Source organism: Streptomyces tsukubensis, assembly GCF_003932715.1.
Classification (GTDB): domain Bacteria; phylum Actinomycetota; class Actinomycetes; order Streptomycetales; family Streptomycetaceae; genus Streptomyces; species Streptomyces tsukubensis.
Genome location: NZ_CP020700.1, coordinates 6,032,591 through 6,053,238 on the forward strand (window position 1 = coordinate 6,032,591; position 20,648 = coordinate 6,053,238).

Here is a 20,648-nt window from a genome sequence, read left to right on the forward strand (position 1 = left end):
AGTGCAGCGCTGGCGTGGCTTGGAGGACATCCCCCAGGACTGGGGGCGCAGCGTCGTCACCATCGGTTCCTACGACGGTGTCCACCGCGGCCACCAGTTGATCATCGGGCGGGCGGTGGAGCGGGCCCGAGAGCTGTCCGTCCCCTCCGTCGTGGTCACCTTCGACCCGCACCCCAGCGAGGTCGTCCGCCCCGGCAGCCACCCGCCGCTCCTCGCGCCCCACCACCGGCGGGCCGAACTGATGGCCGAACTGGGGGTGGACGCCGTCCTCATCCTCCCCTTCACCGCCGAGTTCTCGAAGCTCTCGCCCGCCGACTTCATCGTCAAGGTCCTCGTCGACAAGCTCCACGCCAGGACCGTCGTGGAAGGCCCCAACTTCCGCTTCGGCCACCGGGCCGCGGGCACCGTGGACTACCTTGCCGAACTGGGCGCCACCTACGACTACGACGTCGAGGTCGTCGACCTCTACGTCAGCGGCGAGGCGGGCGGCGGCGAACCCTTCTCCTCCACCCTCACCCGCCGGCTCGTCGCCGCGGGCGACGTCGAAGGCGCCCGCGAAATCCTCGGCCGCCCCCACCGCGTGGAGGGCATCGTCGTCCGCGGCGCACAGCGCGGCCGCGAACTGGGCTTCCCCACGGCCAACCTGGAGACCCTGCCGCACACCGCGATCCCCGCGGACGGCGTGTACGCGGGCTGGCTCACGGCGAACGGCGAGCGGATGCCGGCGGCGATCTCCGTCGGCACGAACCCGCAGTTCGACGGCGTCGAGCGGACGGTCGAGGGGTACGCGATCGACCGCGTCGACCTCGACCTGTACGGGCTGCACGTCGCGATCGACTTCTTCGCGTACGTGCGCGGCCAGGAGAAGTTCGCGTCGGTGGACGAGCTGCTGGTGGCGATGGGCCGCGACGTCCAGCAGTGCCGGGAGATTCTGGGCATGTAGCCGGGGCGCCTCCCGCCGCGGGGGGCCTCGGGGTGCGGGGCGCGCCGTTGGTGGTTTCGGTTGCGTGTCCGGCCGCGGGCCGTGGCTGGCTGGTCGCGCAGTTCCTCGCGCCCCTTCATGGTGTCCCCGCCCCTGCGGTGTGCGGGGTCTTTCGCGGTCGGGTCGCGTTACTCCGTGGTGTAGGCGCGGGGTCTTGTGGGGTGCGGCCGGGTCGTGGGCCTCCGGGCTCACCTCCTCGCCGGCGGCGATGCACCGCTCCACGGGGAGCCCTGCTTGTCGCCACCGGCTGCGGGGGCGACCCTGCACCCCCCTCCGGAGATCACTCCGACTTGACCCCCGGGACGAGGAGTTTCCTCGGTCACCCACCACGGGGTGGAGGGGCTTTCAGGGGTGCCTGTGCCCCGAGAAGGGGAAATCTCCCCGGGCGGTGATCAGGAGAGTTCCCCCTCCCCGGTGACGCGCAACGACACCGAGAACCTTGGGCGACTGATCATGCGGGGATCACGTGGGAGGGGGGTGCAGGGTCGCCCCCGCAGCAGGCTGCGAAAAGACCGGACGCGTTTCGGGGCGGTGCATCGCAGTCTGCGAGGAGGTGAGCCCGGAGGCCACCGACCCACCCGCACCCGGACAAGACCGGCGACCTACACCACGGAGCAACGGTCACCCAATCTTTCAGCCCCGCCGGCGCTTGAGGCGCAGGAGCGCCCGCACCTTGCGGGCAACGGCACCCCCGGGGGCCCGGGGGCCCAATGCGCCCGCACCCCGCGGGCAACGGCACCCCCGGGGCCGGGGCCCCACCCTTCACACAAGGTGGCATGCCACCCCGTCGCCCCGCACCGGAGCCGGCTGCTCCGTCACGCAGCGGGCCGCCACCCCCGCCTCCTCCGCCGCCCCCGCGGCTCCCGCGGCCAGCGCCGGGCAGCGGGCGTGGAAGCGGCAGCCCGGGGGGATGCGCGCCGGGTCCGGGGGTTCGCCGGTGAGGACCGCCGGTGGCAGCGGCGACTCCGGGAGGACCGACAGCAGGGCCCGCGTATAGGGGTGGCGCGGTTCGGTGAGGACCGTCTCCACCGGGCCCGACTCCACCACCCGCCCCAGGTACATCACGGCCACCCGGTCCGCGATGTTCCAGGCCAGCCCCAGATCGTGCGTGACGATCAGCGCGGAGAGCCCCGGTTCGGTGCGGAGCCTCAGGAGCAGGGCGAGGATCTCGCCGCGTACCGAGGCGTCGAGGGAGGCCACCGGTTCGTCCGCGACGATCAGCGCCGGTTCGAGGACGAGCGCGCCCGCGATGACGACCCGCTGCCGCTGTCCGCCGGACAGTTCGTGCGGGTAGCGCAGGAAGAAGCGTTCCGGCGGGCGGAGCCCGGCGAGGGACAGGGCCCGGGCCACGGCCGCCCGCTCGTCCCCGGGTGCCCGGTGCACCCGCAGGCCCTCGGCGACCGCGTCGTACACCGTGTGCCGGGGGTTGAGGGAGCCCGTCGGGTCCTGGAGGACCAGTTGGGCGCGGCGCCGGTAGGCCTTGAGGGCCCGGGGCGTGTAGTCGAGCGGCCGGCCGTCGAAGGAGACCGTGCCCGATGTCGGTCGTACGAGCCCGAGCAGCGCCCGCGCCAGTGTCGTCTTGCCGCAGCCGGACTCCCCGACGAGGGCGACGATCTCGCCCGCGCCGACCGTCAGATCGACCCCGTCGACGGCGCGTGCGACGGGCCCTCCGCGCCGCCCGGGAAAGGCGATGTGCAGATCCTCGGCGCTCAGGAGTGCGTGGGTCACGGGAGGCGGCCTTTCTGGAGGGCCGTGCGGATGCGTACCGCGCTCAGGAGTGCGTGGGTCACAAGGGGGCTCCTTTCTCCAGGGCCGCGCCGCGATCCGCCGCGCCGCGATCCGTCGCGCCCCGTTCCCCGGGAGCCGTAACGACACACGCCACCCGGTGCCCGCCACCACCGGCGAGCACCGGCTCCCCGTCGGCGCACGCCTTCACTGCCGCCGCGCATCGCGGCCGGAACGTGCAGCCGCCGGGCAGTGCGGCCGGATCGGGCGGGTCCCCGGGCAGTCCGCGTGGCGCCAGCCGGGACGCGGGGTCCCCGACCCGCGGGAACGCCGCGGCCAGCGCCCGCCCGTAGGGGTGGCGGGCCGCGGTGTGGACCGCCCGCGCCGGGCCGTCCTCGACGATCCGGCCCGCGTACATCACCGCGAGCCGGTCGCACGTGTCGCCGAGCACCGCAAGATCGTGACTGATCATCATCAGCCCGATGCGCTGCTCGGCGACGAGCTGTCCGATCAGCCGCAGGATCTGCGCCTGGATCATGACGTCCAGCGCGGTCGTCGGTTCGTCGGCGATGATCAGCTGTGGATCGCAGGCGAGCGCCATGGCGATCATCACGCGCTGCCGCTGTCCGCCGGAGAGCTCGTGCGGATAGGACCGGGCCCGGTCGGTGGGCAGCCCCACCTGCCGCAGCAGGGTCGCGACCCGCTCCCGGGCCTCGGCCTGCGTCATCCGCCGGTGCAGCAGCAGGGGTTCGGCGATCTGGTCACCGATGCGGTGGACCGCGTTGAGGGAGTGCATCGCGCCCTGGAAGACCAGGGACGCCCCGGCCCAGCGGACGGCCCGGAGCCGCCCCCAGCGCATCGTGAGGACGTCCTCCCCGTCGAAGAGGACCCGTCCCTCGACCGTCGCCGCCGGGGGCAGCAGTCTCAGCAGTGCCAGGGCCAGGGTCGACTTCCCGCAGCCGGACTCCCCGGCGATACCGAGCTTCTGGCCCGCCGCCAGGTCGAGGTCGACGCCCCGGACGGCCGGGACTGCCGTGTCCCCGGAGCCGTACGTCACGTGCAGATCCCGCACCCGGAGCAGGGGACCGTCCGTCATGAGCCCGCCCCCAGCTTCGGGTTGAGTACGGCTTCGACCGCACGGCCGCACAGGGTGAACGCGAGGGCGACGGCCGCGATCGCCAGCCCGGGCGGGGCCAGGTACCACCAGTGCCCGGCGGAGACGGCGCCCGCTTCCCGGGCGTCCTGGAGCATGCCGCCCCAGGACACCACCGTCGGATCGCCGAGGCCGAGGAAGGCGAGCGTGGCCTCGGTGAGGATGGCCGTGGAGATGCCGAGCGTGGTCTGCGCGAGGACCAGCGGCATCACATTGGGCAGCACATGGCGGCCCATCACATGCCGGTGGCCGCCGCCGAGCGCCCGGGCCCGTTCGATGTAGGGCCGGGATTCGACCGCGATGGTCTGCGCCCGTACCAGCCGGGCCGTCGTCGGCCAGCTCGTCACCCCGATCGCGATCACGACCGTCCACGCGCTGCGCGACATCACCGTCGCCAGCACGATCGCCAGCACCAGTGTCGGCATCACGAGGAACCAGTCGGTGATCCGCATCAGAACGCCCGAGAGGCGGCCGCCGTAATGCCCGGCGACGACCCCGACGAGGGTGCCGATCGCCACCGAGAGGGCCGCCGCCAGCAGACCGACCGTCAGCGAGATCCGCGCCCCCCACACCAGCAGCCCCAGCAGGGACCGCCCGAACTGGTCCGTACCGAGGGGGAACTCGGCGCTCGGCGCCTCCAGCGGGCCGCCCGGCGCCCTGGTGACGCTCTGCACGTCGTCGCCCGTGAGGAGAGGCGCGGCCAGCGCCGTCAGGGCGATGAGGGCCAGCGCGGCGAGACCGGCGAGCCCGGCCCGGTGGGCGCGGTACGCCCGCCAGAAGCGGGCGGCGGACGCCCGGCGGCGGGCTCGTGCCAGGGAGGGGCTCATCGGGCCACCCGGGGGTCCAGAAACGGATGGAGCAGATCGGCCAGCAGGTTCATCAGGATCATCGCCCCCGCGAACACCACGAACAGGCCCTGCACCAGCGGCAGGTCCGGCACGCTCAGCGCCTGGTAGAACAGCCCGCCGAGCCCGGGCCACGAGAACACCGTCTCGACCAGGATCGACCCGGCCGCCACATGGCCCAGATTGATGAAGACCATGGTGACCGTCGGCAGCAGCGCGTTCGGTACGGCGTGCCGCCGCCGGACGGCCGCGTCCCGCAGCCCCTTCGCCCGGGCCGTCGTCAGATAGTCCCCGCCCATCTCGTCCAGCAGCGACGACCGCATGACCAGCAGGGTCTGGGCGTATCCGACGGCGACGAGGGTCAGCACCGGCAGGACCATATGGTGGGCGACGTCGAGGACGTACGCGAAACCACTGGTCCCGCCGGATTCCATGCCACCGCTCGGGAACAGGCCGGGGACCGGACCCGCGCCCACCGAGAAGACGGTGATCAGCAGCAGCCCCAGCCAGAACGACGGCACCGACCACAGCGTCAGCGCCACCCCGGTGTTGAGCCGGTCCCCGAGGCCGCCGTGCCGCCAGGCCGAACGGGTGCCCAGCCAGAGCCCGAGCGCGGAGTACAGCACCACGGCGACCCCGGTGAGCAGCAGCGTCGCGGGCAGCTTCGCCGCGATCAGCTCCCCGACGGGCGCCCGGAACTGGTACGAGGTCCCCAGATCGCCGGTCAGCGCGCCCGTGCAGTACTCGGTGAACTGCCGCCACAGCGGTTCGTCGAGACCGAACTGCCGCCGCAGGGCCGCCAGCTGTTCCGCCGAGGTCGGTGCGCCGTGCGTCATGGCCTTCACCGGGTCGCCGGGCACGATCCGGAACAGGAAGAAGCCGGTCACCAGCACGGCGAGCAGGGAGACGGCCGCCGCGCCCAGCTTCCCCGCCAGATAAGGCAGATACGCCCGGGCGCGGATCCGTAGCCGTGCCCCGCGTGCCTCATGGGTCCGGGCGCCCGTCTCCAGGGCGGCCGCGGGCGTCGTCGCCGAGGGGGAGGTCGAAGGCGAGGTCATGGGCTACTCACGGTCTTCCACGGTCGCGCGGCGCCGCATCACGACCAGTACGCCCAGCACCACCGCGGGCACCAGGGCCGCACCGAGGCCGAGCAGCAGCCCCCGGGCGGCGCCGTCGTCCGGGCCGCCGTCACCGGCCCCGGCGGCCGGCCGTGCCGACCACCAGCTCCAGTAGCCGTCCTGGCCCCAGATATTGCCTCCGGCCTCGGGCATGGTCGTGATCGACTTGATGTGGTCGGTACGGTACGCCTCGACCGCGTTCGGATAGGCGACGACATTCATCCAGCCCGTGTCGTACAGCCGGGACTGGAGCCGTTTCACCAGTTCGGCCCGGGCCGCGGGCTCGTATTCGGCCGACTGGGCGCGGTACAGCTCGTCGTAGCGCCGGTCGCAGATGAAGTTGTCCGTCGAACCGGTCGCCGAGGGGGTGGCGGGCAGCGCGGCGCAGGTGTGGATGGCGAGCGCGAAATCGGGGTCGGGGCTGATCGACCAGCCGTCGAAGGCGAGGTCGTAGTCGCCCTTGAGCCAGGGGTCGGACACATTGTCGAGGCAGTCGACGCGCAGTCCGATGCCCAGTGCGCCCCACCACTCCTGGAGGTATTTGCCGATCGCCCGGTCGTTGGGGTCGGTGGCATGGCACAGGATGCGGAAGGAGAGCGGCCGGCCGTCCTTGCCGAGCCGTTCGCCGCCGGTCTTCCTGCGGTATCCGGCCCGGTCGAGAAGGGCGGCGGCCCGGGCGGGGTCGTAGCCGATCCGCTGTCCGGCGGCCGGTTTCCAGTGGTACGGGGCGTAGCGGGGCGGGATGTAGCCCTCGCCCTCCACGGCGTGGCCGCGGAACACCTTCGTCACCAGCGTGCCGCGGTCGACGGCGTGGAAGAGGGCCCGGCGCACGGCCGGGTCCAGCAGCGCGGGATGGCCGCTGCCGAAGGCCGTTCCGTCGCGGGAGCGGGCGCCGGGGTTGGTGGCCAGGGCGAGGAAGCGGCGGCCGGGGGCGTCGTTGACCCGGATGTCTTTCTTGTTCTTCAGGGCGGCGGCCTGGGCGGGGGTCAGGCCCTGGACGAAGGAGACCTCGCCCTTGCGCAGCGCGGCGACGGCCGCGTCGCCGTCCTTGTAGTACTTCAGCAGCAGCTCGTCGAAGTGCGGGGCGCCCCGCCAGAAGTCCCGGTTGGCCCGCAGCCGGAGATAGCGGTCCACTTTGAAGTCGGTGATGACGAACGGGCCGCTGCCGACGACGGGGAACCGCCGGTCGTTGGTGTAGTCCTTGACGGAGCCGACCTTCTCCCAGATATGCCGGGGGACGATCGGGATGTCGAGGGCGAGCATCGTGGCCTGGGGCTTCTCCAGCTCGACGACCAGGGTCTCCGGGTCGGGAGCGGTCACCCGGCGGAATCCGGCGGTGAAGCTGCCGCTCGCCGTCGCCGCACCCTCGTCCGTCATGATCTTGTTGAAGGTCCAGGCCGCGTCGTCGGCGGTCACCGGTCGGCCGTCGGACCAGCGGGTGCCCTTGCGGATGGTGTAGGTCCAGGTCAGTTTGGACGGCGACGAGGTCCAGGAGGTGGCCAGACCGGGGATCGGCCGCCCGTCCGTCACGTCGTAGTTCGTCAGGTACTCGTAGGCCAGCCGGTGGACGCTGGTCGAGACGAGCCGCTGGGCGAGGAAGGGGTTGAGGGAGTCCACGCTCTGCGATACGGCGATCGTCAGGACCTTCTTCGTCCCGCCGTCGCCGTCCGGATGGGCGGCCGCGGCGGGCAGCGGGGGTACGGCGAGGAGACCGACCGCGGCGCCGAGCGCGTAGGGGCGTAAGCGGCGGCGGCACCGGGGCGGTGGGGCCGTGGAGTGCGACGGGACCGTGGTGACCATGGCGGTGACCTCGCGTCGGCGCTCGCGGGGAGCGGATGGGCGTTCAGGGGGCGCCGGTGGACGGGCGGATGGAACCCGGCGCTGGTTCATACCCCGTAACGCTGCTGTCGTACCCCCCTGTACCCCCGCTGGGCTGCGGCGACGCCATGAGGGCCCGCGGTGCAGAAGCACCGCGGGCCCTCATTGGTCCAGTCCTGTGCCGCCCTACTGCTGAGGGGCCGGCGGTGACTGCGGGGGCTGGGCGGGCCATCCGGCGGGCGGTACGGCACCGCCGGGCTCGGACTGCTCCGACGGATCGCCCGCCGGCTGCTGCGGGGGCAGCGGAACCTGCGGCGGCAGGGGCGCCTGCTGCCCGGGGGGCTGCTGGGGCCAGCCCTGCTGGGCCGGGGGAGCGGTGGGCCCCGGCTGGGGCGGATAGGGCCCCGGGGCCGGCTGCTGTCCTCCGTACGGAGGGAACTGCCCGCCCGGTGCCTGCGGATAGGGCGAGCCGCCCGGCTGCCCCGGATACGGCTGTCCGGGGACCGGCGGTGCCGCGGGCTGTCCCGGCGTCGGCCCGCCCGGATACGCCTGCCCCGCCTGCGGCCCGCCGGGCTGAGGACCGCCGGGATAGGGCTGACCGGGCTGCGGCTGCCCGGCGTACGGCTGACCGGGGTAGGGCAGGCCCGGCTGGGGCTGCCCCGGGTACGGCTGCCCCGGGTTCTGCTGCTCCGGATAGGGCTGTCCCGGCGCCCCGGGCTGCTGGTGTCCCGGCATCGGCGGCGCCATCGTCGGCGGCGGATTGCCGTTCGCCGTCCACAGCCCCTGCTGCTGCTGGGCCCGGGAGAAGTCCTCGGCGATCAGGGCCGACAGATTGAAGTACGCCTCGCGGGTCTTGGGCCGCATCATGTCCAGATCGACCTCGGCGCCCGCGGCCAGATGCTCGTCGAAGGGCACCACGACCACCCCGCGGCAGCGCGTCTGGAAATGCGCGACGATGTCCTCCACTTTGATCATCTTGCCGGTCTCGCGGACACCGGAGATGACGGTGACGGACCGCTGGACCAGCTCCGCGTAGCCGTGCGCCGAGAGCCAGTCGAGCGTGGTGCTGGCACTGCTCGCCCCGTCCACGGACGGTGTGGAGATGATGATGAGCTGGTCGGCCAGGTCGAGCACACCGCGCATGGCGCTGTACAGCAGCCCGGTGCCGGAGTCGGTGAGGATGATCGGATACTGACGGCCCAGCACCTCGATGGCCCGCCGGTAGTCCTCGTCGTTGAACGTCGTCGAGACCGCCGGGTCCACGTCGTTGGCGATGATCTCCAGACCGGACGGCGCCTGGGAGGTGAAACGGCGGATGTCCATGTACGAGTGGAGGTACGGGATCGCCTGCACCAGGTCCCGGATGGTCGCCCCGGTCTCCCGCCGCACCCGGCGCCCCAGCGTCCCGGCGTCCGGGTTGGCGTCGATGGCCAGGATCTTGTCCTGCCGTTCGGTCGCCAGGGTGGAGCCGAGCGCGGTCGTGGTGGTCGTCTTGCCGACCCCGCCCTTGAGGCTGATGACCGCGATCCGGTAGCAGGACAGGACCGGTGTACGGATCAGGTCCAGCTTCCGCTGCCGCTCGGCCTCCTCCTTGCGGCCGCCCAGCTTGAAACGGGAGGACGCGGAGGGGTTCCGGCTGGACCTGGCCTTCTGCTTGTTGCTGCGCAGCAGCCGGTCGGAGGAGAGCTCCACGGCGGCGGTGTAGCCGAGGGGCGCGCCGGGGACGGAGCGCTCGCGCTGGTCGTGGGCGACGGGCGTGGGCCAGCCGCCGCCCGCCCGCGGATCGGTGGGCGGCAGCCCCGGATCCTGCGGGGCGGCCGGGGCCTGGTGGGGGTACGCGTACCCCGGCTGCTGCTGCGGCTGAGCCTGCGGTTGCGCGGGAGGTGCGGCGGGCGGCAGCGGCCCGGGCTGCTGGGGCAGCGGCAGGGGCTGTGCCTGCTGCTCCGGTACGGGGGCGGCGGGCGGAGCCGGGGGCGGGAAGCCGTAGCCGGTGCCGGGCGGCACGGGGGGCACTGCCGGGTGGGCGGCGGGAGGCGGCGGCGGGAAGCCGTACCCCGTACCCGGCTGCGGAACCGGCGGCACGGGATGGGGGTACGCGTACCCCGGCTGCGGCTGCGGCTGCGGCTGTGACGGGGCCGGGGCCGGGGCGGGGGGAACGGGCTGCGGGCCGGTGTGCCCCGGCGCCGCGGCCGGAGGCGGTGCCGACTGGTCGGCCGTCTGCGGGGACACCGGCCACTGCGGGGCGGAGGCCGGGGCGGCCGCGGGCTGGAAGGCGGGCGGCAGCGGCGGCAGTGCACCCCCCTGCGCGGGTCCGGCCGCCCAGGGTGCGGGCGGCGGGACGTCCTGCGGGGCGGGGACGGGCGCGGGCGGCGGGGCGTCCTGCGGCAGGGGTACGGATACGGGTACGGGGACGATGTCCTGCACGGCCTCACCGGACGGCGCTGCGGCACCGGCCGGGGCGGGTTCGGCAGCGGACTCCTCGACGGGCGCCGCGTCCCCGGGCTCCCCGCCCTCGGCGGCCTCCGGCACACCGGCGTCGGCACCGGCATCGGCGTCGGGAGCGGCCGGCCCGTCGGGCGCCGCGTCCGCGGAGCCGCCCGCGCTCTCCTCCGTACCGCCGCCGGATCCGGCAGGAGTGCCGTCGGCCTCCGGGACGGGCCCGGCACCGGACGCCGCGGCCTCGTCGGCCGCACGCCTGGCCGCGTCCCGCTCGGCGATCTCCCGCTGGAGCGCGCCGGGGGAGAAGCGCATCGTGGCACCGCTCTCCAGATCACCGCCGCCGAACGGCTCCGCCGCAGGAACGGCCGGAGCAGCCGGAGCAGCCGGGGTCACGGGCGGCGGGAAGGCACCCTGCGGGCCGGGTACTTCGGGACCGGGACCGGGAGTGGGGACATGGCCGTGCGGAGCGGCGGGCGGCAGACCACCCGTGGGTACGGCAGCAGCGGGCCCGGCCCCCTGCGGCCACCCCGGCCCCGGCTCGGCCTGCGGCGCGAACCCGCTCTCGGCGGGCAGCCCCGGCACCGCCACCGGCGGGCTGCTCGGCGGCGGGGGCGGGGCGGGCGCACCGCCCGGCACCTCACCCGACGCGTTCTGCGTGTACCAGGCGGGCGGGGTGTAGTCGATGGTGAACTCACCCGTCATCTCGGCGGGATCCGCGTCGGACTCGTCGGCGGGAAGGTCCCAGCCCCCGCGGATCCCGTCCCGATCGCTGTTCACTCTGCCTCCTGGTGTGGTCGAGCACCGTCAAGTCCCGGTGCGGATGGGCGACCTGTGCCTTCCGGTCGGCCCGGCCGGTACCGTGACGACGTGGCGTGGTGCTCGTGAGTTCGGTCCGCCACGGTCACCACCCTAAACGCCAGGGGCGACACCCCGGCAGCCCCGGCGCCGCGGCGGGGCCGGCGCCCGCCGTCCCGTACGCCGCAAGGGTTCCCCGGTGCCCCGGGGATGAACTGTCGGCGCGGACGAAGACCGGGCGAAACGGTGCAACCCGCCTGCACGGACCGGTTCACGCAGGCCCCGGCGGGACCCGGGCGAACGGCGGGCGAACACCCGGTGAACACACCCGGGCCGGCCCGCCGCGCCGCCGTCCCGTCAGTGGATGTCGAACTCGCCGTCCCGGGCGCCCAGAACGAACGCCTCCCACTCGGCAGCCGTGTACCGCAGCACCGTGTCCGGGTCCAGCGAAGAACGCATCGCGACCCCGCCGCCCGGGAGATGGGCGATCTCCACCCGCTCCTCGTCCTCACTCGTACCGGGCGCGCTCTGCCACTCGACGCCCGAGATGTCGAGTGCGTACAGCTCGTCCTTCTCCTGTGCGCTGCCCATTGCCACGCTCCCCTTCGTCTGTCCCGGCCGGGCCGGGCGGGACCGCGCGAGGTCCGCGGGTCCGCGTCACTGGAGGGATTTTAGGCTCAACGGCACCCGGTCCCGGGGCCGGTTCCACGGAAGATCCCCACCACCTCCGGACGGACTCCGTGCCGCACCGCATCCGGCCGAACGCCCGTGCGGAGCCGTACGAGTCCGTACGAACGAGACGGTGCGAACGCCCGGCGGGCGCACCGCACTCCGCGGGCCGCCGGGGGAGCGGCCGGGGCGGCCGCTCAGTCCATGCGCCGGGCGACGCCCAGCAGACCCGTCTCGGCGTCCGTACCGCTCGTCATCACCCAGTTCCGCTCGGCGCCCGCGCACCAGAGCGTGACACCGTCCGCCAGGGTCGGCAGCGCACCGCTCTCCCCCTCCGCGAGGCCCAGGATGCGGCCGATCTGCCCGGCCTCCTGCGGCGACACCCGCTGCACACCGACCAGCGTCGCCGACCGCAGCAACCGCGGTGCCACCGGGCTCAGATACGGCAGCAGCGTCAGAACCGACTGCCAGGGCGCCGACACCACGCGTCCGCGCGGCGGGCGCATCCCGCAGTCCCGGATCACCACGACCGGACTGCCGACCGTGGCGCCCATCGGCGGCACCCGGCCCACCTCGTGCAGCGTGATGCAGTCGAGGCCCGCGCCCGCGGCCTGGGCGAGCGTCGTCCACGCCTGGGGGCGGCCGGTCTCCACCGCGACCCGGGCGCCCGTGCCCGCCGCCCGCAGCGCCAGCACCTGGGCCGTCCACAGACCCCCGATCAGCAGGACGTCGTACGGGGTCGACCGGTGGAAGCCCACCATCAGCGGACGGCCCTCGGCGTCGTCGCCGATGACCACACCGTCGTCGCCGACCGGCAGCGACAGCGCGCCAAGATCCACGGCCGCCATCGTGTGGCCCGGGTGGCGGGGCCCGGTCAGCCGCCGCAGCGACCGCGCCGCGGCCCTCACTGCGCACCCCCGAGCGGCAGCGTCGCCAGCGCACCGGGCAACTGCTCGCGGTCCAGCCGGACCAGGGAGACCCGGCCCGTGCGGGCGTGCTGCTCCAGCGTCCGCCGTACCCCGATCAGCTCGGTGTCCGAACCACCCGTCACCCGGACATGACCGGCCATCGACAGCGCTCCCCGGTGCCCGCCCCGCCGCAGGGTGAGGCTGAACGTCGTGGCGTACGCGGGCGCGGCCGTCAGCAGGGCCACCAGCTTGGGCAGCGGCGCCGCGCCGCGGCCCAGTTCGGGCCAGCGGCCCACCGCGTACGTCGTGTGCCAGCGGTCGTCGCAGCGCCACACCCGGGCGGTCTCGGCCGTCCGCTGCTGCGGCACCGCGTCCGGACGGCTGGCCCGGGCCGCCAGCCGCGGACTCGCGCAGGCGGCCGTGGCCAGGGTGGAGTTCAGCTCCTGCTGGTCCAGGACGACCGCGGAGAAACCGGCTCCGGTCACCCGGCTCGCCACATGGTCCGCGACCCGGACCAGACAGCGCTGGGCCCCCTCGACACCGCCGCCGCGCGCTTCGACCGCCTCCCGGCAGCGCTCCGGGTCCAGCTTCACCGCCACCCAGGTCATCCGCAGCGCCGGGGCACCGGTCTTCTCCTGGAGCGGGGCGTACGACAGCCTGGCCACCGACTGCTGCGGCAGATGCGGCGCCGGAGCGGACCGCACCTGCTGCACGAGCTGAACCGACTCGACCACGATGTCGTCGACCTCCAGCGCACCGCCCAGCAGGGCGAGCGGCAGGGCCCTGGCGCCGAACGCGGGCCGCAGCGCGGCACCGCTCGCCTCCACCCGTACCACCGCGGTCAGAAAGCCCCCGTCACCCAGCATGCCGACCGTCCGGCGGTTCTTGTCGACATACGGATACGGGCGCAGGCCCGGTACGCCCTCGACGACCGGGGCCAGCGAGGGATCGGTGTCGGCCTCGGCGGGACCGGCCGCCCGGCGGCGCGAGCGCAGCGCCAGCGCCGTGGTGATCCAGTCCTGGACGGCCTGGCCACGGCGGCGCAGAAAGGCGAGGACGACCAGGACCGCGGCAACCGCCACGGCCGGAACCATCCAGAGGCCCCCGGCGAGCGCGCCGAGCGCGGCAATCACCAGCGCGATTTCCACCAGGACGAGCTGACGCAGCTGCAGCGGACCGAGCCGCCGGGTGCGCGACAGCGGACGCAGGGTCGTCGTCGCGGGCGGGGCCGGCGGGCCGCCGCGCCCCGGGCCGCCCCCGGGGCGTGAACCGGATCCGGTCCGCCCCCGGTCGGTGCGCGCGCCCCCCGCACGTCGTCCGGGCGTCCGCCCATTTCGCGCGCGCGTCGCCGTAGCCATCGCCGCGATGCCCCCTCGTGTCCGTAATTACCAATTTCCGGTATTTCCGGTGGACGTTGACAGGGCGATCACCCTACCTGAGCGGTAAGTCACGAGCCCCAGCAGGCATAGTAGGGGCCGTACGACGGCGGGCCGATTCGGAGAACGACGGCGCAGCGGGCCCGGCCGCCACGTGGGGAGAGGGACAAGCGGACAGATGGCATCACGTCGGGACGAACTCAACGCCTATACCTTCGCGAAGCGACGGTTGATCGCGCAGTTCCTCCAGCCCAATACGACGGGCTCGGAGGAAGGCGCGCCGAAACCCCTGCGTGCGGTCGTCCCCGGGGCCATCATCGGTGTGGTGATTCTCGCCGGATTCGGTGCCTGGGGAATGTTCAAACCGGTGGCGCCCAAAGGCTGGGACAAGCCCCGCGAGAACGTCATCATCGCGAGTAAATCGACCACGCGCTATGTGGTGGTCGAGACCGGCGGAAAGAAGCAGCTTCATCCCGTTCTCAACATGGCCTCCGCAAAACTTCTGCTGAATCTCGACAGAGGGAAGGTCATCAAGGTCGACGAGTCCGTTCTCGACAGCGGAAAGATCCCGCACGGCGCGACCCTCGGAATTCCCTATGCGCCCGACCGGCTGCCGAAGGCGAAGGACGCCGGTTCCGCGAAGCGCTGGGCGGTCTGCGAACGCCCCGGGCAGGGCGGCCGGGCCATCCAGAAGGCGGCGTTCGTCCTAGCCGACCGGGAGAAGGGCAGGGTCGACGGCGAACGGCGGCTGAAGGGCGGTCAACTGCTGTACGTGGAGTCCGGGAAGGACCGCTACATCGTCGACGCGGCCGGTACGGCGTACCCCGTCGACGACGACGAGGTGCTGCTCCGTCAGCTGGTCGGCCAGAACCGGCAGCCCCAGCGGGTCTCCCCCCAGTGGCTGGCGACCCTCCACAAGGGCGACCGGATCACCTTCCCCGACGTCCCCGGCACCGTCGGCGACGACGCCGGGATCCCCGGCAGCCTGGAGCGCGGGGCCAACCGGATCGGCATGATCCTCAAGGCCACGGACGGCACCGAGGAGCAGCATTACGTGGTGCTCGACGGCCGGATCGCGCCCATCACCGACTTCATGGCCAAACTCCTCCTCAACAGCAGCGACCGCAACCTCATCGGCCTCGGCCAGAACGGCCGCGCCACCCAGGTCAGCGCCGGCGCCTTCCAGCCGGGCAAGGCCTTCGGAGAGGACCGTAAGTGGCCCGGTGAGGCCCCCGAGGCCGTCAACAGCCCGGCGCTCGGCGAAGGCAGCCGCAACACCGTCTGCTCGGTGCTGCGGGAGGTGGCCGAGGACGGCCGGACCACCCTCAGCACCTGGGCCGGGACCGACTTCCCGGCCGAACTGCCGACCGGCTCGGCCAGTGCGTACGTCACCCCCGGATCCGGGCTGCTGTTCCGCCAGTTCCAGGGGTCGGCGACCGAGGCCGGGGCCCTGTTCCTGGTCACCGACACCGGACTGCGGTACGCCATGCAGTCCAACAGCGACAGTGCCACCGACGACTCCGGGATCGGGACGACCGAGAAGGAGAAGAAGGAGCAGGAGACCCAGACCCAGCTGGCGCAGCGGCAGCTCGGCTACAAGGACGTGACCCCGGTCCCGGTGCCGGCGGCGTGGTCGGCCCTTCTGCCCACCGGCCCCCGGCTTTCGACGGGCGCGGCCAACGAGCCGCAGGGCTCATGAGGGCGGGTGCGGAGATGACACGGACCGCCCGCGGCCGGGCCCTGGCGTTCTGCGCGGCGACGGCACTGGCCGGTGTCACGGTGCCCGTCGGCGCCGGAACGGCGGCCGCCGAGAGCACCCAGTGCGAGTACCCCAGCAAGCCGTACCAGGGACGCCCCTGGTCGCTCCAGCGGGTACTCCTCGACGAACTGTGGAAGCAGTCCACCGGCAAGGGCGTGAAGGTCGCCGTCATCGACACCGGTGTCGACGCCCGGCACCCCCAGCTCAGGACGGCCGTCGACGTGAAGAACGGCCTCAACCTCCTCCCCGCGAAGAACAAGAAGGGCGAGAAGATCGAACGGGGCGCGGCCAACGGCACCACCGACGAGGTCGGCCACGGCACCAAGGTCGCCGGGATCATCGCCGCCCGGCCCGCGCCCGGGACGGGCTTCGTCGGACTGGCGCCCGGCGCCACCATCATCCCGATCAAACAGAACGACGCCGAGGGCAACGGCGACGCGGCGAGCCTGACCGAGGCCATCGACGAGGCGGTCGACCGAGGCGCCGGAGTCATCAACATCTCCCAGGACACGGCCAACGCCGTGGCGCCCGCCCGGGCGCTGGAGCGCGCGGTCCGAAGGGCCCTGGACGAAGGGGTCGTGGTCGTCGCCTCCGCGGGCAACGACGGCCTGGGCGGCAACGTCAAGAAGACCTACCCCGCCTCGTACGAAGGCGTCCTCGCCGTCGCCTCGTCGGACCGGAACAACGAGCGGGCGGCGTTCTCCCAGTCCGGGGACTTCGTGGGGGTCGCCGCCCCCGGCGTCGACATGGTCACCACGGTCCCGCTCGGCGGCCACTGCGCCGACAACGGCACCAGCTTCTCGGCCCCCTACGTCGCCGCGGTCGCCGCGCTCGTCAAGGCGAAGCACCCGGACTGGACACCCCGTCAGATCGTCGCCCAGATCCAGCAGACGGCGGAGCGCTCCACGCCGGGGCACGACCGTCTGGTCGGCTGGGGGGTCGTCGATCCGGTACGGGCCCTCACGGAGGACGAACGCCCCATCGAGCGGCCGGTTGCGCAGGAGGGCCTGGCCAAGGGCGAGGCCCCGAGCCCCGCCCGGTTCGACCTCGGGGAGACGGCGGACGAGCGCAACTCCCGCCTGGCTACTTACGTGGTGATAGGCGGGGGCGTCCTGGTGGCCACGATCGCGGGAGCGGCGGTCGCCCTCCGGGACGCGCGCCGCAGGTCGAGCCGGGTCGCGGAAGGCTGAGACCCGGTTCTCTCGCTCTCCCTCTCCCCTCCTTCTCTCTTCCCACTCCCCTTTGCCCTTGCCTGATCCGGGTTGGGGGAGATCCGGGGGAGACCCGGTGCCCGGCGGCCCCGGAAAGGCACCGGCATGATGAGATGGTCGCCCCTGTCGTGTCTTCCCCTCGTGGCGAAGCCGACCGGCGAGTAAGCCACTTGGGGCTGTCATAGCCAGTCGTTAGAGTGGTAAGCGGTCTCATTTCTGATGATGACCGCATCACCGTACTGGCAATACGGTGCAGCAGTAGCAAACGGGGAGGAATAGGGCAAGTGGTCTATCCAGCCGATGGCGGGGGCGGAGGCGGGAGCAGGCGCAGAGGTGACTTCGAAAAGGGTTACCTGGCGCTCACGACCTTCCAGAAGCGGGTGAATACCCTGCTCGCCACATTCAACGACAGTGCCGCAGGCAAGTCCAAGGTCTCCGAACAGACGGTCTCGCGCCAGTCCCTCAGCGGATCCGGCGCTCCCTTCGCCGAGGCGGACGGACTCTTCCACCAGTACAACCGCGTCCACCAGGCCCTGATCTCACTCTCGCGGAGCCTGGGCGACCAGATCGACGCCCTCAACATCGCCGTGTACGCGGCGGACGTCGGCACCGACAACGTCGACGAGGAACGCCGCATCCGCTTCGCCCAGATCCAAGCCCGCCTGGACCAGGAGCGCTCCACGGAACGCGAGCGCGAGCGCCCGAAGGCGGGCGAGCCGAAGAACGTCAACGAGAAGAACGCCGGAACGGAGTGGCGGTGACACATGACTGACAACGACAACCAACCGGAGCTCACCCCGGCCCAGCAGCACCAGCAGGACCTCGCCCGGGTCGAACGGCAGCTCGACGTCACCGATGTCGCCCGCAAGGTCACCTCGATCTTCGGCGGCAACGGCTTCTTCGCCCGTACCGATTTCGAGGGACACGAACTCAACATCATGATCGACATGGTGCTGAACGCGAACCCCGCCGATCTCGAAAGCGCCGGCGACAACCTCTGGAACGCCCGCAAGGCCCTCCGCGACGCCGCCGAAGAGCTCCGCACCAACATCAAGGACGTCCACTGGGAGGGCACCTCCGGCGAGGCCTTCCGCGACTTCGGCCGCGCCCTCGCCGACCACGCCGACCAACTGGGCACCTTCGCCGACATCGCCGCCACCCAGATCCGCGTCGCGGGCACGGGCCTCGCCTCGGTCCGCAGCTCGATGCCGGAACGCGACACGCGCATCATCAAGCACAACGCAAAGACGATGCCGCTCCCGGAACGGATCGACACCAACCCGGACTTCGTCGCGGCCAAGAAGGTGGAGAAGAACCGCCAGGAGGCCATCAACCAGATGAACCGCCTGGCGTCGTTCTACGCGGTCTCGGAACAGACCCTGGCGGGCCAGGAACCGCCGAAGTTCAGCAGGGTGCTGAACGCGGACGTACCGCGCCCCACTGGGGAAGTGATTGACGATCCGTCCGTCACCGGAAGGCACTCACGAACTCTGTCGGAGAGCCCGAGGAACGGGACGGTGTCCGAGCGGCGCGAAGGCCCACAGGGGACAGGGGACAGCCGTCGACCGGAAACCGTCGGAGTTCCCCCGGTGGTTACTCCTGAACGAAACCCTTCGTTGGAGCTCGACAGTGTGGCTCCCCCTGCCGTGCCTCCAACCACTCCTAACAGTGTTCCCCCCGTGGCACCTTCTCCGGGACCGATCGGTGGACCTCCGGCGGTGCCGGGTCCGCCGACAGCGCCACCTATGCTCGGCACGCCGCCCGGCAGGTTCGGGCCGGGACCGTCAGCCCCTTCTTCTACCGTCTCCAAAGCGGCGGGTGGCCCGGGGCTGGGCGGCGGAAAGACAATGGCCGGCGGCACTAGTGGTTACCCCGGTACGCAGGGGCGCCCGGGCATTGTGGGTGGCGGCCCCTCGGCAACGGGAGGGCCGACCCCTGCCGGACGGCCCACGGGACCCGTGGGAAGCGGAAGTTCTGCGTCGCCCATGGGCCGCGCCAATCCCCCGGGAATGGGGCCGGCGATGGGCGGGCAGGGGACGATGGCCGGCCGTGGGGGCACGGCAGGACAGCAGATGGCCGGGCGTAGCTCATCTGCGCCGCCCGGCTCGCGTGTCGGCCGTGACGGCATTGTCGGTGGTACGCCCCAGAGGGCTCCGGGCGGCGCGAATGGACCGCGAATCCCCAAGGGGAATGTTGTGGGAGGGGAAGGGCGGACGGCTGCGCGGCCAGTGACAGCCCGGCCCGGCTCGGGAGGTGTCGTCGGCGCAGGACCTGTGACGGGTGTATCCCGGGCGTCCGGTGGCACTCCGAGTAAACACGGGGTCGTCGGCAAGCCCAAGGCCGGGAACGGTTCGAATCCACGGCCAGGGCAAGGAGGCTTCACCACTGGCGGGGCAGGTCTCGTCGGTGGCCGTCCGGGACAAACCCCGTCCGGCAGCGAACGTGACCGTACCGAATCGGCGCGTCCGGACTACCTGGTGGAAGACGAAGAGACGTGGACGGCACAGCGGCGCAATGCTGGGCCGCCGGTGATCGAGTAGGTACAGAGGGAAGGCTCGGAAGTCGGGATGACGGCAGGAATGATCCAGATGCAGAAGCAGAGCATGCCTCGTGCGCTTCGGCAGGGAATGCTGTGCACTCTGGCGGCAGCCTGCGTCTGGGCCGGTGGGGCTCTTGGCGCGGCCCCGGCCGCCGCTGCCGCGGGGCAGCCCGGCCAGTGGTACCTGGACGCCATGGGTGCCGCAGAGATGTGGAAGGTGACCACGGGCAAAGGCATCACTGTTGCGGTCGTCGACACGGGAGTGAACGCCACCACCCCCTCGCTGAGAGGGCAGGTAGTCAAAGGCTTCGATGCAACCGAGGCTGCAGGCACCGAGACCGACGACTACAACGGCCATGGAACGACCATGGCCGAGATGATCGCCGGTACGGGGAAGGGTGGCGGCCTCCAAGGCCTCGCACCTGGGGCGAAGATCATGCCCATGCGCATTGCCAATACCGAGTTCCAGAACGAGAACAAGGTCAATGCTCAGGACTCGGCGGATGCCATTCGGGCTGCAGCGGACAGTGAAGCCAAGATTATCAACGTGTCCTTCGCGAGCGAGTTCTCCACCTCGCAAGAGCGGGCAGCGGTTGAGTATGCTCATGGCAAGGGGAAATTGATCTTCGCGGGTGCGGGAAACAACGCGAGGACCGGCAACAAGCCGCAGTATCCAGCCTCATACCCGGATGCTATTGGTGTTGCCTCGGCCGACAAGAAGGGGACCGTCGCCGAGCACTCTCAGCATGGTGACAACGTCGACATCACAGCACCGGGGACTGACGTTCCGGTCTGGTGTGACGAGTCCTTCCAGAAGTACTGCAAAGGTAGCGGCACAAGTGCTGCCACCGCCATCGCATCGGCTTCGGCGGCCCTTGTCTGGTCCGCTCATCCTGACTGGACCGCCAACCAGGTACTCCGTGCCCTCATCGACACCGCGGGCCGAAGCTGGGCCAAGGGCACCCGGAGCAACTACCTCGGCCACGGTCTGATCCGCCCCGCTCAGATCGTCGTCGACAAGAAGGGCGATCCCGGCGCCCCGGACATCAGCCCCCTTACCAACCAGAAGACCGGCGCTTCCCCCGCCGCCTCCGCGTCTCCCTCTGCACCAGCCTCGTCACAGCAGCCGAAGGGCAATGCCGAAGGCGATACCGCCGTGACAGGCTCCAGTAAGAAGGCCGAGAAGAAAGACAGCAGCAACACCGGCCTCATCATCGGCGGTGTCGCAGCCGTCGTGGTCCTCGCCGGGGGAGCCTTCTTCTTCCTGCGCCGGCGCACCGCCTAGATCCGGTCCCGCGCATACCAACCACT

At 72.2% G+C, this 20,648-nt stretch carries 15 protein-coding genes; 6 read left to right on the forward strand and 9 right to left on the reverse strand.

Translation table 11 applies throughout. The features are described from left to right. The first annotated feature begins 1 nt into the window (after window position 1). Window positions 2–943: a bifunctional riboflavin kinase/FAD synthetase gene (locus B7R87_RS25130; RefSeq protein WP_006346234.1), complete on the forward strand. Its 942-nt coding sequence runs from the start codon at window positions 2–4 to the stop codon at window positions 941–943. Window positions 944–1,744: 801 nt separating this feature from the next. Here the strand turns inward: B7R87_RS25130 and B7R87_RS25135 are convergent. From B7R87_RS25135 to eccE, 9 genes are all read right to left on the reverse strand, one after another. After that, the gene (locus B7R87_RS25135) at window positions 1,745–2,710 is read right to left on the reverse strand and encodes an ABC transporter ATP-binding protein (protein WP_130585171.1); all 966 of its coding nucleotides are present in this window, start codon (window positions 2,708–2,710) and stop codon (window positions 1,745–1,747) included. A 58-nt stretch (window positions 2,711–2,768) separates the two neighbouring features. After that, window positions 2,769–3,803 (reverse strand): ABC transporter ATP-binding protein, encoded by a 1,035-nt coding sequence (locus B7R87_RS25140; RefSeq protein WP_130585170.1) that lies wholly within the window; start codon window positions 3,801–3,803, stop codon window positions 2,769–2,771. After that, window positions 3,800–4,687 (reverse strand): ABC transporter permease, encoded by an 888-nt coding sequence (locus B7R87_RS25145; protein WP_006346232.1) that lies wholly within the window; start codon window positions 4,685–4,687, stop codon window positions 3,800–3,802. Before B7R87_RS25145 ends, B7R87_RS25140 begins: the two co-directional genes overlap by 4 nt. Next, window positions 4,684–5,763: an ABC transporter permease gene (locus B7R87_RS25150; protein WP_006346231.1), complete on the reverse strand. Its 1,080-nt coding sequence runs from the start codon at window positions 5,761–5,763 to the stop codon at window positions 4,684–4,686. Before B7R87_RS25150 ends, B7R87_RS25145 begins: the two co-directional genes overlap by 4 nt. Before the next feature lie 3 nt (window positions 5,764–5,766). After that, complete coding sequence (locus tag B7R87_RS25155; protein WP_006346230.1) at window positions 5,767–7,623, reverse strand: ABC transporter substrate-binding protein; 1,857 nt, start codon at window positions 7,621–7,623, stop codon at window positions 5,767–5,769. A 204-nt stretch (window positions 7,624–7,827) separates the two neighbouring features. Next, window positions 7,828–10,857 carry an SCO5717 family growth-regulating ATPase gene (locus B7R87_RS25160; protein ID WP_130585169.1) on the reverse strand — a complete coding sequence of 1,010 codons (3,030 nt, stop codon included), beginning with the start codon at window positions 10,855–10,857 and terminating at the stop codon, window positions 7,828–7,830. 375 nt (window positions 10,858–11,232) lie between these two features. Further along, window positions 11,233–11,466, reverse strand: coding sequence for a DUF397 domain-containing protein (locus B7R87_RS25165; RefSeq protein WP_006346227.1), 234 nt, complete (start codon window positions 11,464–11,466; stop codon window positions 11,233–11,235). Between the two features lie 275 nt (window positions 11,467–11,741). Continuing rightward, the gene (locus B7R87_RS25170; RefSeq protein ID WP_187144609.1) at window positions 11,742–12,392 is read right to left on the reverse strand and encodes a hypothetical protein; all 651 of its coding nucleotides are present in this window, start codon (window positions 12,390–12,392) and stop codon (window positions 11,742–11,744) included. 56 nt (window positions 12,393–12,448) lie between these two features. Beyond that, window positions 12,449–13,810 (reverse strand): type VII secretion protein EccE, encoded by a 1,362-nt coding sequence (gene eccE, locus B7R87_RS25175; RefSeq protein ID WP_187144530.1) that lies wholly within the window; start codon window positions 13,808–13,810, stop codon window positions 12,449–12,451. Between the two features lie 196 nt (window positions 13,811–14,006). Here eccE and eccB point away from each other — a divergent pair, with 196 nt between their 5' ends. The 5 genes from eccB (at window position 14,007) to B7R87_RS25200 (ending at window position 20,622) form a co-directional block, all read left to right on the forward strand. After that, entirely contained in the window at window positions 14,007–15,527 is a 1,521-nt protein-coding gene (gene eccB, locus B7R87_RS25180; RefSeq protein WP_006346224.1) for a type VII secretion protein EccB, read from the forward strand. Window positions 15,528–15,541: 14 nt separating this feature from the next. Then, window positions 15,542–16,777 (forward strand): type VII secretion-associated serine protease mycosin, encoded by a 1,236-nt coding sequence (mycP, locus tag B7R87_RS25185; protein WP_006346223.1) that lies wholly within the window; start codon window positions 15,542–15,544, stop codon window positions 16,775–16,777. 401 nt (window positions 16,778–17,178) lie between these two features. Continuing rightward, a complete protein-coding gene (locus B7R87_RS25190; protein WP_233168921.1) occupies window positions 17,179–17,559 on the forward strand; it encodes a hypothetical protein in 381 nt (126 codons plus the stop codon). Window positions 17,560–17,562: 3 nt separating this feature from the next. After that, window positions 17,563–19,338, forward strand: coding sequence for a WXG100 family type VII secretion target (locus B7R87_RS25195; protein WP_078902104.1), 1,776 nt, complete (start codon window positions 17,563–17,565; stop codon window positions 19,336–19,338). Between the two features lie 27 nt (window positions 19,339–19,365). Next, window positions 19,366–20,622 (forward strand): S8 family serine peptidase, encoded by a 1,257-nt coding sequence (locus B7R87_RS25200; protein ID WP_006346221.1) that lies wholly within the window; start codon window positions 19,366–19,368, stop codon window positions 20,620–20,622. The last annotated feature ends 26 nt before the right edge of the window (window positions 20,623–20,648 follow it).